The sequence below is a fragment of the Anabaena sp. 4-3 genome, assembly GCF_001597745.1.
Taxonomy (GTDB): domain Bacteria; phylum Cyanobacteriota; class Cyanobacteriia; order Cyanobacteriales; family Nostocaceae; genus Trichormus.
The window spans coordinates 12,864-25,726 of record NZ_LUHJ01000039.1 but is presented as its reverse complement, the minus strand read 5'-3'; the positions used below and the strand labels follow the sequence as shown (position 1 = coordinate 25,726).

The window sequence follows — 12,863 nt, the reverse complement described above, 5'->3', positions numbered from 1 at the left end:
AATTTTAAACTTTAGCTGGCTGTTTGATTTCTGCTGTGCTGTACTAACCAATTTAGGACGCTACCACTGAACAAGGCATAAATTGGCGAAAAACTGACTATAAATCCGCCCATACCGGGCAAACCGCCGATATTATACCCCAGGATAAACACACCCAATGCTGCTAGTAGCATAATACAAGCATTGGCGGGAATCCACCAAAATGATTGTCGCACAGTTGCACGCAGAATGAGCCATTGAAATAATCCCATGAGCGCACCTGCTAATGTCACTTGGGCGATCGCTCCCCAAGCTGCGGGTAATCTTATCCAAAACGGTTGACCAAAATCCGGTGAACCAGGTGCAGATGTGGCTGTGTAGAGCATAACAGTCAAAGTGAAGGCAATGCCACACCATCCTAAAGCCGATGCCAAAATCCACCATTGGGAACGGGGGACAATGCGCCGGAGAATGAACCACTGTGCAGTACCGACAGACAGTCCTAAACCTAATGCTGCGCCTAATGCTGCACCGATAATCATACAAGCGATCGCGCCTTGACCTTGACATCCTCTAACTACTATCGTCAGTAAGTAGCCGATGAGAGGGAGTCCCACAAACCCCCCAATTACACCCAAAATCCCACCTACTAAAAAACCTGCCAAAGTGATGAAAGTCCACTCTCGCCACAAACGAGAACCAAATAATCGCGTCATAGCCTTAAACATAAGTATTTTAATTCCTGTGGATATATCCCCAAAATTGCCAAGACTTACGCACACCAGCAAGCGAGTGTATTGACTATGGACTATCGACTATGGACTAATGACTAATGACTAATGACTAATGACTAATGACCATGTTTCCCAGTTTTCTCCCCGCTACGGTTAACCAACTCACAGAACCTACTTCTATCGCTTTAGCTCAAAGGATTCAAACTCAGGCGATCGCTACTCCTTTAGATAATCAATCTATTACCACCAGCTATGTAAATCAAGGTAGTGGTGGTACACCAATCTTATTAATTCACGGCTTTGACAGTTCTGTGTTAGAATTCCGGCGGCTATTGCCATTGTTAGCGCAAGAAAACGAAACTTGGGCAGTAGATTTATTAGGTTTTGGATTTACAGATAGACTCTCAGGTATTGCATTTAGCCCCACAGCCATTAAAACCCATCTATATCATTTTTGGAAAACCCTAATTAATCAACCAGTGATTTTGGTGGGTGCATCAATGGGAGGTGCAGCAGCGATTGATTTTACCCTGACTTACCCAGAAGCCGTAGAAAAGCTGGTGTTAATTGATAGTGCAGGGTTAAAGGGTGGTTCACCGTTAACAAAATTCATGTTTCCACCGCTTGATACTTGGGCGACCGGATTTTTACGGAGTTTGAAAGTACGCGATCGCATTGCTCGCAGTGCTTACAAAGACCCCAGTTTCGCCTCTGTTGACGCTTTATACTGTGCTGCGTTACATCTAGAGATGGTAAATTGGTCACAAGCTTTAATTGCTTTTACTAAAAGTGGCGGTTACAGTGCATTTAGATTTAAGAAACTGGCAGAAATTCAGCAACCTACTTTAATTTTATGGGGTGATGCTGACAAAATTTTAGGCACTGAAGACGGTAAAAGATTTAAGCGTGCCATACCTCACAGTAAACTAATTTGGATTGCTAACTCTGGTCATGTTCCCCATTTAGAACAGCCCAAAATCACTGCTGAACATATCATCGAATTTGGTAGGGAATAGGTGGTTTTTAGGTAAGGACTAAAGTCCTTACTACAAACTTTAACGCTGTTTAGCCCATCCCGGTTGAGTTTTGCGTCTTCCTACTGGGGAAGGTGGAGTATGTAGCAACTTAATTTCAGAAGTAGTCAAGTTACGCCATTCACCCAAAGCTAAACCATCCAAACGTAAATGAGCAATACTAACTCTGATTAAGCGCAAAGTTGGAAACCCCACAGCAGCAGTCATGCGCCGTACTTGACGGTTCTTACCTTCTGTTAGAGTCAATTCTAACCAAGCTGTCGGGATATTTTTCCGAAATCTAATTGGTGGGTTGCGATCGCACACAGGCGGATCTTCCGGTAATAAACGCACCTGTGCAGGTCGCGTGCGATAATCTTGAATATCTACCCCAGTTTGTAACTTATTGATAGCCTCCACATCAGGTATCCGTTCCACCTGTACCCAGTAAGTCCTCTCATGTCCAAAGCGCGGGTCAGTCAAACGATGCTGCAATCTGCCATTATTAGTTAATAACAATAACCCTTCACTATCCCAATCCAAACGCCCCACAGCATAAACATCAGGGACATCAATATAATCCTTCAGCGTTTGATGCTTAGGAGTTTCCTGAGTAAATTGGCTCAGAACACCGTAAGGTTTGTGAAAAATAATGTATCTATAGTCATTAGTCATTGGTCATTAGTCATTAGTCATTAGTCATTGGTCATTGGTCATTAGTCATTAGTCATTAGTCATTAGTTTTTCTTCTTTGCTCCTCATCTCCCTCATCTCCCTCATCCCCCTCATCCCCCTCATCCCCCTCATCATAAATTGTTAACCCCTTGCCCCGAACCCTAAACAAAGTGGTAAAATCTACATTCATGCTAGGGGTGCTTGCACTAACAGGCTGAGATTACACCCTTAACACCTGAGTCTGGATAATACCAGCGAAGGGAAGCTGTCTATCGAGGGAATTTAATATGCGGAAAGAATGGGTTGCTAAACGGCGTGGACAGAGCAATGTAACTCAAATGCACTACGCACGTCAGGGTGTCATCACCGAAGAAATGCACTACGTCGCCGACAGAGAAAATCTACCGGCTGATCTCATCCGTGAGGAAGTAGCACGGGGGCGAATGATTATCCCTGCTAACATCAATCACACCAACCTAGAGCCAATGTGTATTGGCATCGCCTCTAAGTGTAAAGTCAATGCTAACATCGGTGCTTCACCCAACTCTTCTAACCTGCAAGAAGAAGTAGACAAACTCAACCTAGCGGTAAAATATGGTGCTGATACCGTCATGGACTTGTCCACAGGTGGCGGTAACTTAGATGAAATTCGTACCGCTATCATCAACGCCTCACCCGTTCCCATTGGCACAGTACCAGTTTACCAAGCTTTAGAAGGCGTTCACGGTAAAATCGAAAACCTCACCCCCGACGACTTTCTTCATGTCATCGAAAAACAAGCCCAGCAAGGGGTAGACTATCAAACCATCCACGCAGGAATTTTGATTGAGCATTTACCCTTAGTCAGAAGCCGCATTACCGGTATTGTATCCCGTGGTGGTGGTATTTTGGCGCGGTGGATGCTGCATCATCACAAGCAAAACCCCCTGTACACCCACTTCCGCGACATTATCGAAATTTTCAAGAAGTATGATGTCTCCTTTAGTTTAGGGGATTCTCTCCGCCCTGGCTGTACTCATGATGCTTCTGATGCTGCCCAATTAGCCGAACTCAAAACCCTCGGTCAACTCACCCGCAAAGCTTGGGAACATGATGTGCAGGTGATGGTAGAAGGGCCTGGACACGTCCCAATGGATCAAATTGAGTTCAACGTTAAAAAGCAAATGGAAGAGTGTTCTGAAGCACCCTTCTATGTGCTAGGCCCATTGGTGACAGACATCGCGCCTGGTTATGACCACATCACATCCGCAATTGGGGCGGCGATGGCTGGCTGGTATGGTACAGCTATGTTATGCTATGTCACACCCAAAGAACATTTAGGACTACCCAACGCCGAAGATGTTCGTAATGGTTTGATTGCATACAAGATAGCCGCCCATGCTGCGGATATTGCCAGACATCGCCCAGGCGCAAGAGACAGAGACGATGAACTCTCCCACGCCCGTTATAATTTCGATTGGAATCGTCAGTTTGAGTTAGCACTCGACCCTGAAAGAGCCAAAGAATACCATGATGAAACTTTACCAGCAGATATTTACAAAACTGCTGAGTTCTGCTCTATGTGCGGGCCTAAGTTCTGTCCTATGCAGACTAAAGTTGATGCTGATGCGCTGACTGAGCTAGAGAAGTTCTTGGCGAAAGAAGCTGTAGCACAAAGTTAGTAATTAGACCACAATGTAGAGACGTTGTATGCAACGTCTCTACAAGTTTTAAAACTTTCTTTTGTGGTTCATTAACCTGATCATCCAATACAGTTGAGTTAAGAAAATATAGTATTAGCAAGGCTGGTTTGTAGTAAGGACTTTAGTCCTGAGAAAATAAGGACTAAAGTCCTTACTACAAACTGGTTTTTACTTGACAAACTTTATTCTTGTAGCGTTAACTGAACTGTATTACCTGAAAATCGCTGTAAATGCCAGTGTTTACCATGCTTTCCTTAAGAATTACCTGAAATTACAGGATTTAGCATGGCAAATATTTTGATTATCGGTGCGGGTATTGCTGGTTTAGCCGCAGCTAGGCAATTAAAATCTAGTGGGTTTACAGTCACAGTTTTAGAAGGTCGCGATCGCATCGGTGGGAGAATCAATACAGATTACACTTTGGGTTTTCCATTAGACTTAGGTGCTTCGTGGATTCACGGTATTAATGGCAATCCCATTACACAATTAGCCCAAGACTATAAAGTTCTTCTTCAATACACCAACCTGGAAAAAATCACACTTTACGACAGCAACGGTCAACTTTTAGCAGCACCCACGCTTAACGAATTATACTCACTATACGCACAAATTATTGAGCAAGCTAAGTTACTGAGAAATGATTTACAGGAAGATATCTCATTAGCTGAAGCTGTACATCGAATTTTATCAGCGATAGAACTACCAATCATTCAAAAAAACCTGCTGCAATGGTATCTGATTTTGCAGGAAGAAAAATACGGCACTGACTTAATAGATTACTCCCTGTGGGAATGGGAAAAGTATGACACGTTTAGTGGTGGTGATTATCTAGTTGTTAATGGTTACGATAAAATTATTCAGGAATTAGCTCAAGATATTGATATTCAACTATCACAAAAAGTTATTGCAATTAAATATAATCAGCAAGGTGTGTCAGTAAAAACTGAGCGTGCTGATTTTACAGCAGATATAGCTTTAATTACCTTGCCCTTGGGAGTGCTAAAATCTGGTGTAGTAAAATTTTATCCTCCTCTACCAGACGATAAACTGGCTGCTATCAATCGCTTAGGTATGGGAGTTTTAAATAAAGTAGTGTTAAAATTTCCTGAAATATTCTGGTTAGAAAATGATGACATTGTGGGATATGTCAGTGATTTAAAACCTGATTTTTCCCATTTTTTCAACTTAAGCCGATATATTTCCACACCTGTAATAGTAGCATTAACTGGTGGTAGTTTTGCCCGCAGTCTAGAAACTTTATCTGAGCCAGAAATTGAGCAACGGGTGATGAGATTACTACGTAGGGTTTATGGTGATGCTATACCAAACCCAGAAGTAATTTTGACAACTAAATGGGCTAGTGATCCATTTTGTTTCGGCTCATATTCTACCATGCCTGTAGGTGCTAAAGGGAGCGATCGCACCACCTTAGCCGAACCAATTAATCATCGTCTATTTTTTGCGGGAGAAGCCACATCCCGCAAGTATCCCTCCACCGTACATGGTGCTTTTCTCTCCGGTTTGAGAGAAGCGAAACGTATTCAATCTTTATTGATGATAAAGTAGAATTCTCAACACTGTTGTCAGAGAGTAGGGTGCGTTAAAGCAGCGCGTAACGCACCATCTTTTATCCGGTGCGTTACTGCAATTAATAGCCTCTAGGTTAAAACCTGGGGCTAGATTAATACAAGCCGAATAATCTTGATCAATACCATGTAAAAGACTTGGCAACAGATTAAGAAGTCTATTATTAATAATAAGGAGTGAACAAAATGCCCACCCACAAAAAATTAATAATTTTAAATTAAACTTGAACTTTTATTTATTTGATTTAGCAGCTTGTACACCTTTGTGTATCCCGTAAGCGACTAAACCTGCTGCTGCAACCACACCTGCTACCGGAAGTGTAACAGCTGTCGTAGTTGTGAATCCTAATACACCTAAAATACCAGGTGCAGAAGAAGTGATAGTTGCTACGGTTACTGAAGCCGTACCTGCTGCCCCAGCAGTAGCTGCAATAGTACCTAAAGCTTTGGCATCATCTAACATTTAATTATTCCTCATTTAACCAGTTTTGACGAATTTAATTAAAAAAATATCAAAAATAATTTAACAAGTATATTCGTGCTTATACTGGAATATATGATTAATTTTCTATCAAGAAACAAAAAAAATTGTAAATTTTGTAAAAAATTATTAATTGGGTTAGTAGGGTGCGTCAGTAGGAATAATTTTTCGCTATCTTGAGAATTTATGTGTCTGACGCACCCTACATATTACTATTGACCTAATTCCCGATACCTTTGTTGAATATCCTCAATTGTAAACACCGCTTCAAACCTTAAACCCACAGACTGGTAAAACTCGGCTCCCCCTTGTTTCCTGTCTACCAGCGAAATTACCTCCTCCACAACATAACCAGCCGCCCGGAGTCGCTCCACCGCTTTCATCGCAGATTTTCCAGTGGTGACGACATCTTCCAACACGACAATTTTTGCACCTTCAGGTAAATTCGGCCCTTCAATATAAGCTTTAGTTCCATGACCTTTCGCTTCTTTGCGAATAATCAAGGCTGGTATCGGTTGATTTTCATAGGCAGAAACTACACTCACGGCTGTCACAATCGGATCAGCCCCCAGAGTTAAACCAGCTACAGCTTGAGTATCAGAAGGTAACAGAGATAAAAGAATACGACCGATCGCTAAAGCACCTTGGGGATGGAGTGTTACCTGCTTACCATTAATATAGTAAGAACTCGGTTGTCCAGAAGACAGGACAAAATCACCTTCTTGATAGGCGAGTTGACAAAATAAATCCAGTAATTTTTGACGCAGAGTTGTGATATCGACACTAGCCGCCCAAATATCTGACTGGGTAAGGGTTTCAGTAGAATACGTCATTACAAACCAGTGAAAGTTATGCTACACCAAAGGTTGAACTCATGAGAGTTCTGAACTTAAGCATAAGTTAAGATTTACCCAAAAATTGAGGAGTAAACAAGATGGGTATCAAATTTAAGAGCTTCAGTAGTTTATTAGTGCTGTTAACTACAGGTATTGTTTTTCCGGCGATCGCCAATGCTGAAACACCAATACCCAATTATGAAAGCACAAGTGATGTTTTTGAACGTGCTTATTTTCGCTATGACCGCAACTTTTATGACAATACCACACCCCAGCGTCAGTTAGATTCATTTTTGGGTTCTGGTTCGCTATTACGCAATTCCTTTCCAGAAAATGAGATTGCCCGTGATGCTCAATTAGTAAACACACTCTATCGAGATGTACTTACCCAACAGGCAATGAATGACCCTTATCTTCGCACACCCGATTTACCCAATCCCTATGATACATCCTTGCTTATGTCCCCCCGGCTGAATGCCAATAAATTAAAGGTTGGGACAGAATTCCGCTTTGGCAGTTCCCTAGGTCGATAAAATCACAAATTTTCTAATTACGGACGCGTAGACGCTCCCAGAGCGTCTTTTCGTCACCGATAAATCCAGGGTGCAGGAGTTGAACCTGCCTTGGGCGAATTATGAGTTCGCTGCCTCAACCGCTCGGCCAACCCTGGTTAGATTTTAATTGTATCCTATATTTATGGTTTGTGTACCATCAGGAACAATTTTCTCATTTTCCATACTACACAATTTATTGATGGAATAGGGCATACTATGTTTAATTAAGTTATTTTAAAGTTTTACGCAACCAGTTTTATCGTCATTAATATACTCCAGCTAATATAGACCAGCATTCGTGTGCTATGGCTTGCCAGCAATGAAAATCAACTCTACTGTAATTCTGACTTTGGTTTTGTTATTCCTGATGTTAGGCGCAGGTTCGGTGAGCGCGTTCTTAGGATTTAATTTGGGCAGTTCTGCTCTTACAGGTGTGACAACGCCAGATGGTCGTCCTACCAGCAAGTTTACCAGCAATAAATCCTCTAATGCACAATCAGGAGCAGTGACACTCTTAAAAGAAGAGGAAATCCTGAAAATTGTCAAGGCACGTATTGAAGGTAAAACTAAAGCCGCTAAATCAGACAAGCAAGAGGAAGAAGAGGAGGGAATTACTTTCAAAAAGCAAAAGCAGGAGAGTAAGTCTGAAGAAGCAGTGCCAGAAAAACTGCAACCAGGATTTCCGATCACTGCTGAAAGTGAAGGGGTGACTATGGCTGTGCAATCAGTTCGCTACTCTGGTGGCGACTTACTGCTGAGAGTGAAAATGCAGAACAAAGGTACTGATTCTGTACGCTTTTTGTATAGTTTCTTAGATGTGACTGACGATAAAGGTAGAACCCTTAGTGCTAGTACAGAGGGATTACCAGCAGAATTACCAGCCAATGGGCCGGCATTTTCTGGGACTGTCAGCATTCCTATAGCTTTACTGGATGATGTTAAACAAGTCTCCCTTGCGCTGACAGATTATCCCAATCAAGAACTGAAGCTAGAAGTAGCAAATATTCCTGTAGATCGGTAGGGATGGGAGACAAGGAAGTTGGGAAAGAGGAAGCAGGAGGAAGAAATGGGGAAAGTTTTCCCGCTTTGCCCCTTGCCAAACACCCCAATTCCTCGCCAATCCCTTACAATCCCCAATAGCATGAGTTGTGGCGGTGAATGAATTTCCTAATTTGAGCTTGACAAATGTGGGGTTAAGGTTGTTGTCGGTGTTACTGCTGATTGCAATCAATGCTTTTTTTGTAACGGCAGAATTTTCCATAGTGACGGTGCGCCGAACGCGCATTCATCAGTTGGTTGAGGCTGGTGATATCCAAGCGATCGCCGTTGAGGGACTACAACATAGTATTGATCGGGTATTATCGACAACTCAGTTGGGTATTACCCTTTCTAGTTTGGCTTTGGGGTGGATTGGCGAAAGTTCGATTGTAGTGGTTATCGGTTCTTGGCTGAAATCCTTACCTTTAACCGCCGGTATGAGTCATGCGATCGCTCATTCCCTATCAATTCCCATCGCCTTTTTTTTAATAGCCTATCTGCAAATTGTTTTAGGGGAGTTGTGTCCTAAATCAGTCGCCATGCTCTACTCTGAGCAGTTAGCAAGGTGTTTAGGGCCATTAGTCAAAGCGATTGTCCGTTTTTTCAGCCCCTTTATTTGGATTCTCAACCAATCAACCACTTATCTGTTACGATTGTTTGGCATCGAATACACTGGCCAAAGTTGGAGACCACCTGTAACACCAGAAGAACTACAGCTGATTATCTCCACAGAACGGGAATCTACTGGTTTAGAAACCACAGAGCGAGAATTACTGAATAATGTCTTTGAATTTGGTGATGTCACAGCACAAGATGTGATGATTCCCCGGACTGGGATTGTCGCCTTATCAAATGATGCCAGCTTTGAGACCTTACTCCAGGAAATGATCAACACTGGACACTCTCGTTATCCTATCATTGGCGAATCCCTAGACGACATTCGCGGCATTGTTTACTTTCGTGATTTAGCCAAACCCTTGGCATTAGGTAAACTCCATTTAAACACCCAAATCTCAGCTTGGATGCGTCCGGCTCGGTTTGTACCAGAAAACACCCCCCTGAGTGAACTTTTGCCGATGATGCAGCAAGAAAAACCAGCTATGGTCATAGTTGTGGATGAATTTGGTGGGGCTGTCGGGCTGGTAACTATCCAAGATGTGATTGCAGAAATTATTGGCGATGCAGGTCAATCTCAAAGCAGTGACGATTTACTCATTGAGATGTTAGACCCACAAACATTTTTAGTGCAAGCCCAAATTAACTTAGAAGACTTAAATGAAGTTTTGCATATCAATTTACCCTTAACCAAGGAATATCAGACTTTAGCTGGTTTTTTACTGTATCAATTGCAGAAAATGCCCAACATCGGCGAAATTTTCCACTATGAAAATCTTGAGTTTACTGTAGTATCTGTTGACGGGCCACGACTGCATCAAATTCAGTTGCGACGGTTGACTGGGGAATAGGGGGATGAGGGAGATGAGGGAGACAGTGAAGAATTTTTATTCAATGCCCCATGCCCCATGCCCCATGCCCCATGCCCATCCTAAGCATAGGGTAATGGATCAACAAGTCCCAATTCGGCAAAGGCTGCTAGACGCAAGCGACAAGAATCACAGACACCACAAGCTACATCACCACCAGCATAGCAAGACCAAGTTAGCTCCCAAGGGACACCTAATTTATTGCCTAGTTGGATAATTTCGGTTTTTTTCAATTCTAGGAGGGGTGCAACAATTTTAATGGGTTGTCCTGAGCGTCCTTGTTTTGTACCCAGGCGAAAAACTTCTTGCATTGCTTGAATATAGTCGGGGCGACAGTCGGGATATCCTGAGTAGTCTAAGGCGTTTACACCGATGTAGACTCTTTCGGCGGCGATCGCTTCCGCATAGGCAAGGGCAAAACTTAAAAATATCGTATTCCGTGCAGGTACGTATGTCACGGGAATACTTTGAGACATCTCATCTAGAGAACGTGCTTCAGGTAGAGCGATCGCATCGTCTGTCAGTGCTGAACCACCCCATAGTCTTAAGTCAAAGTTAACTAGCTGATGCTGTACAACCCCAGCGTTTTGAGCCACAAGCCTGGCTGAGTGCAACTCTCGGCGATGTCGCTGCTGATAATCAAAGGACATAGAGTAACACTCACAACCATCAGCCTTTGCTTGGTAAAGAATTGTGGAAGAGTCTAATCCCCCAGATAACAAAATTACAGCTTTCATTTCCGGTTTAAATTTTCCATGTTCAACGCCAAATCATACTCCCAGATTAAAGAATGGTTTTCTTTTTGGCTGACATAATTCATGAGCCATAAATCTAAACGGTAAAACCTTTGAGTGCTGTGCATAATTATGTAAAAATTATTTGGGCAGATTCCGTGCTGTCAGTCTTAAATAAATCTTTTTTTATCTAAACAATCCAGTATGATATTTTTATTAATTATTTTGTAATATTCTTAACAATGAGATTGTCAAATTTCAGCCTAGGTAATTTATTGTCTAACTGTCTTTTGAGAATTTTCACGGAGAACTACTAGAATTTTCAAGGTAATACTAAAGACGTATTGTAGTTTGTATAGAACAGAAAAAACCGAGCAATTTAAAAATGTCTGTGCAAAAGACAGCTAGATTACGGGAACTGATGTCAACCTTTGAAATTCTTCATAAACAAGCCCTCTATGTTACCATCTGGATGGTTTTAGACGGAGCATAATCGGCTGTCTAGTATAAACGCCAACGGCCATAGCGTCTCTAAATTTGGTGGTTGAGGAGAGAACAATAGTGCAAAATAGGATGTCAGTGGCAGAACCAAATTCATACACACAGCGCAACCAGCCACGACCGATTCGTATAGGTGTAATCGGCGTAGGTAACATGGGACAACATCATGTCCGTACACTCAGTTCTATGAAAGATGTAGAACTGGTGGGCGTGTCAGATATTAATGTTGAAAGAGGCTTAGAAACCGCCAGTAAATACAAAGTACGTTTTTTTGAAGATTACTGTGACCTGCTCCCCCATGTAGAAGCGGTGTGCATAGCTGTTCCTACTCGCTTGCATTATGCTGTGGGTATCAACTGTCTATTGGCAGGTATTCATGTTTTAATTGAAAAGCCAATTGCTGCTAGCATTTCCGAGGCAGAATCTTTAGTTAATGCGGCGGCTGAATCTCAGTGCATTCTGCAAGTTGGTCATATTGAGCGATTTAATCCCGCTTTCCGTGAACTACATAAGGTGCTGCAAACTGAAGAAGTTCTAGCCCTAGAAGCTCACCGCATGAGTCCTTACTCAAACCGAGCTAATGATGTGTCTGTGGTGCTGGATTTAATGATTCATGACATAGACTTGTTGTTAGAATTGGCAGCCTCACCAGTCACAAAGTTAACCGCTAGTGGAACTCGCGCTTCTGACTCCGGTTATTTGGATTATGTCACCGCTACCTTGGGATTTGCTAATGGCATTGTTGCCACTTTGACAGCTAGCAAAGTCACACACCGCAAAATCCGCCGCATTGTCGCCCATTGTAAAAACTCGTTTACTGAAGCTGATTTTCTCAAGAATGAGATTTTAATTCATCGACAAACACCTGCGAATTCCGTCAATGACCATAAGCAAGTATTGTATCGGCAAGATGGTTTAATTGAAAAAGTTTATACTACTAACATTCAACCCCTAAGTGCAGAATTAGAGCATTTTGTCAACTGTGTACACGGTGGGAATCAGCCTTCTGTGGGTGGAGAACAAGCACTTAAAGCTTTGAGATTAGCTAGTTTAATTGAGCAGATGGCTCTAGAAGAACGGGTGTGGAATCCATTGGATTGGCAATCTGAATCAAGAGTACAATCTTTGACTCCCACAGTTTAAAAAAGTTAATAATCAAAACTCAAAAGGCAAAAGTCAAATTTTCTACATTTGATTTTTGCCATTTTGTGTTTTTTAACTGTACTAGGACTTACGCAAGTGTCACACCAAATATGTCTTGTAGGGTGCGTCAGACGGCTTCAATGCTGTCAATAAACAGATTGTTGATATCTGACGCACCCTACTATTATGCCAGTTGCGTAAGTCCTGTGTACTTTGAACTGTCCTGCGGGCGGCTTTGGCAGAGGGCAGAAGGGTAGAAAAGGTTTTAAGGTCAGCTTGTTGCATTGCCTAAAATCGGTGGAAGTCCGTTGATTAGCCTTCTGCCTTCTGCTTCCTCCTGCTTTTTTCAATTCCGTACCCGTAGGCATGAGCAATATGTAATTGCTACCATTCTTATGGTATACAACTTTAGAGAGCGCGGTT

General features: G+C 42.3%; 13 protein-coding genes, 1 tRNA gene and 1 riboswitch. Of the genes, 7 read left to right on the top strand and 7 right to left on the bottom strand.

What is annotated here, in order from left to right; translation table 11 throughout:
* Window positions 1-11 precede the first annotated feature (11 nt).
* Window positions 12-707: a hypothetical protein gene (locus A3775_RS10765; protein ID WP_066424911.1), complete on the bottom strand. Its 696-nt coding sequence runs from the start codon at window positions 705-707 to the stop codon at window positions 12-14.
* Window positions 708-838: 131 nt separating this feature from the next.
* On the opposite strand from A3775_RS10765, the gene A3775_RS10760 reads away from it, so the two are divergent.
* Window positions 839-1,729 carry an alpha/beta fold hydrolase gene (locus A3775_RS10760; RefSeq protein ID WP_066381041.1) on the top strand — a complete coding sequence of 297 codons (891 nt, stop codon included), beginning with the start codon at window positions 839-841 and terminating at the stop codon, window positions 1,727-1,729.
* A 39-nt stretch (window positions 1,730-1,768) separates the two neighbouring features.
* Here A3775_RS10760 and A3775_RS10755 read toward each other — a convergent pair whose 3' ends face one another.
* Window positions 1,769-2,401: an rRNA large subunit pseudouridine synthase E gene (locus A3775_RS10755; protein WP_066424909.1), complete on the bottom strand. Its 633-nt coding sequence runs from the start codon at window positions 2,399-2,401 to the stop codon at window positions 1,769-1,771.
* Between the two features lie 183 nt (window positions 2,402-2,584).
* Window positions 2,585-2,681: riboswitch (TPP riboswitch) on the top strand.
* A gap of 7 nt (window positions 2,682-2,688) precedes the next feature.
* Between A3775_RS10755 and thiC the strand changes: the two genes are divergently transcribed.
* Both thiC and A3775_RS10745 read left to right on the top strand, forming a co-directional pair.
* Window positions 2,689-4,062, top strand: coding sequence for a phosphomethylpyrimidine synthase (gene thiC, locus A3775_RS10750; protein WP_066424908.1), 1,374 nt, complete (start codon window positions 2,689-2,691; stop codon window positions 4,060-4,062).
* A 291-nt stretch (window positions 4,063-4,353) separates the two neighbouring features.
* Entirely contained in the window at window positions 4,354-5,649 is a 1,296-nt protein-coding gene (locus A3775_RS10745) for an FAD-dependent oxidoreductase (RefSeq protein ID WP_255363863.1), read from the top strand.
* 252 nt (window positions 5,650-5,901) lie between these two features.
* Here the strand turns inward: A3775_RS10745 and A3775_RS10740 are convergent, their stop codons facing one another.
* On the bottom strand, window positions 5,902-6,132 hold the full coding sequence (locus A3775_RS10740) for a hypothetical protein (RefSeq protein WP_066424904.1): 231 nt from the start codon (window positions 6,130-6,132) through the stop codon (window positions 5,902-5,904).
* Window positions 6,133-6,362: 230 nt separating this feature from the next.
* On the bottom strand, window positions 6,363-6,983 hold the full coding sequence (gene pyrE / locus A3775_RS10735) for an orotate phosphoribosyltransferase (RefSeq protein WP_066376007.1): 621 nt from the start codon (window positions 6,981-6,983) through the stop codon (window positions 6,363-6,365).
* 101 nt (window positions 6,984-7,084) lie between these two features.
* Here pyrE and A3775_RS10730 point away from each other — a divergent pair, with 101 nt between their 5' ends.
* A complete protein-coding gene (locus A3775_RS10730) occupies window positions 7,085-7,519 on the top strand; it encodes a hypothetical protein (RefSeq protein WP_066376009.1) in 435 nt (144 codons plus the stop codon).
* A gap of 64 nt (window positions 7,520-7,583) precedes the next feature.
* On the opposite strand, the gene A3775_RS10725 is transcribed toward A3775_RS10730, so the two are convergent.
* Window positions 7,584-7,656: transfer RNA gene (locus A3775_RS10725), tRNA-Ile, on the bottom strand.
* Window positions 7,657-7,859: 203 nt separating this feature from the next.
* Here A3775_RS10725 and A3775_RS10720 point away from each other — a divergent pair.
* Complete coding sequence (locus A3775_RS10720) at window positions 7,860-8,561, top strand: hypothetical protein (protein WP_066376012.1); 702 nt, start codon at window positions 7,860-7,862, stop codon at window positions 8,559-8,561.
* 133 nt (window positions 8,562-8,694) lie between these two features.
* Entirely contained in the window at window positions 8,695-10,044 is a 1,350-nt protein-coding gene (locus A3775_RS10715; RefSeq protein WP_156481601.1) for a hemolysin family protein, read from the top strand.
* A gap of 80 nt (window positions 10,045-10,124) precedes the next feature.
* On the opposite strand, the gene queC is transcribed toward A3775_RS10715, so the two are convergent.
* Both queC and A3775_RS25240 read right to left on the bottom strand, forming a co-directional pair.
* On the bottom strand, window positions 10,125-10,799 hold the full coding sequence (queC, locus tag A3775_RS10710; protein ID WP_066376017.1) for a 7-cyano-7-deazaguanine synthase QueC: 675 nt from the start codon (window positions 10,797-10,799) through the stop codon (window positions 10,125-10,127).
* Complete coding sequence (locus A3775_RS25240) at window positions 10,796-10,924, bottom strand: hypothetical protein (RefSeq protein ID WP_255363861.1); 129 nt, start codon at window positions 10,922-10,924, stop codon at window positions 10,796-10,798. The genes queC and A3775_RS25240 overlap by 4 nt, the downstream gene beginning before the upstream one ends.
* Before the next feature lie 433 nt (window positions 10,925-11,357).
* On the opposite strand from A3775_RS25240, the gene A3775_RS10705 reads away from it, so the two are divergent.
* Window positions 11,358-12,440 carry a Gfo/Idh/MocA family protein gene (locus A3775_RS10705; RefSeq protein ID WP_066376018.1) on the top strand — a complete coding sequence of 361 codons (1,083 nt, stop codon included), beginning with the start codon at window positions 11,358-11,360 and terminating at the stop codon, window positions 12,438-12,440.
* The last annotated feature ends 423 nt before the right edge of the window (window positions 12,441-12,863 follow it).

Bases quoted from the DNA above. Each gene is read 5' to 3' on its own strand.
- A3775_RS10765 (WP_066424911.1), bottom strand. From the start codon at position 707: ATGTTTAAGGCTATGACGCGATTATTTGGTTCTCGTTTGTGGCGAGAG.
- A3775_RS10760 (WP_066381041.1), top strand. From the start codon at position 839: ATGTTTCCCAGTTTTCTCCCCGCTACGGTTAACCAACTCACAGAACCT.
- A3775_RS10755 (WP_066424909.1), bottom strand. From the start codon at position 2,401: ATGACTAATGACTATAGATACATTATTTTTCACAAACCTTACGGTGTT.
- thiC (WP_066424908.1), top strand. From the start codon at position 2,689: ATGCGGAAAGAATGGGTTGCTAAACGGCGTGGACAGAGCAATGTAACT.
- A3775_RS10740 (WP_066424904.1), bottom strand. From the start codon at position 6,132: ATGTTAGATGATGCCAAAGCTTTAGGTACTATTGCAGCTACTGCTGGG.
- pyrE (WP_066376007.1), bottom strand. From the start codon at position 6,983: ATGACGTATTCTACTGAAACCCTTACCCAGTCAGATATTTGGGCGGCT.
- A3775_RS10730 (WP_066376009.1), top strand. From the start codon at position 7,085: ATGGGTATCAAATTTAAGAGCTTCAGTAGTTTATTAGTGCTGTTAACT.
- A3775_RS10720 (WP_066376012.1), top strand. From the start codon at position 7,860: ATGAAAATCAACTCTACTGTAATTCTGACTTTGGTTTTGTTATTCCTG.
- queC (WP_066376017.1), bottom strand. From the start codon at position 10,799: ATGAAAGCTGTAATTTTGTTATCTGGGGGATTAGACTCTTCCACAATT.
- A3775_RS25240 (WP_255363861.1), bottom strand. From the start codon at position 10,924: ATGCACAGCACTCAAAGGTTTTACCGTTTAGATTTATGGCTCATGAAT.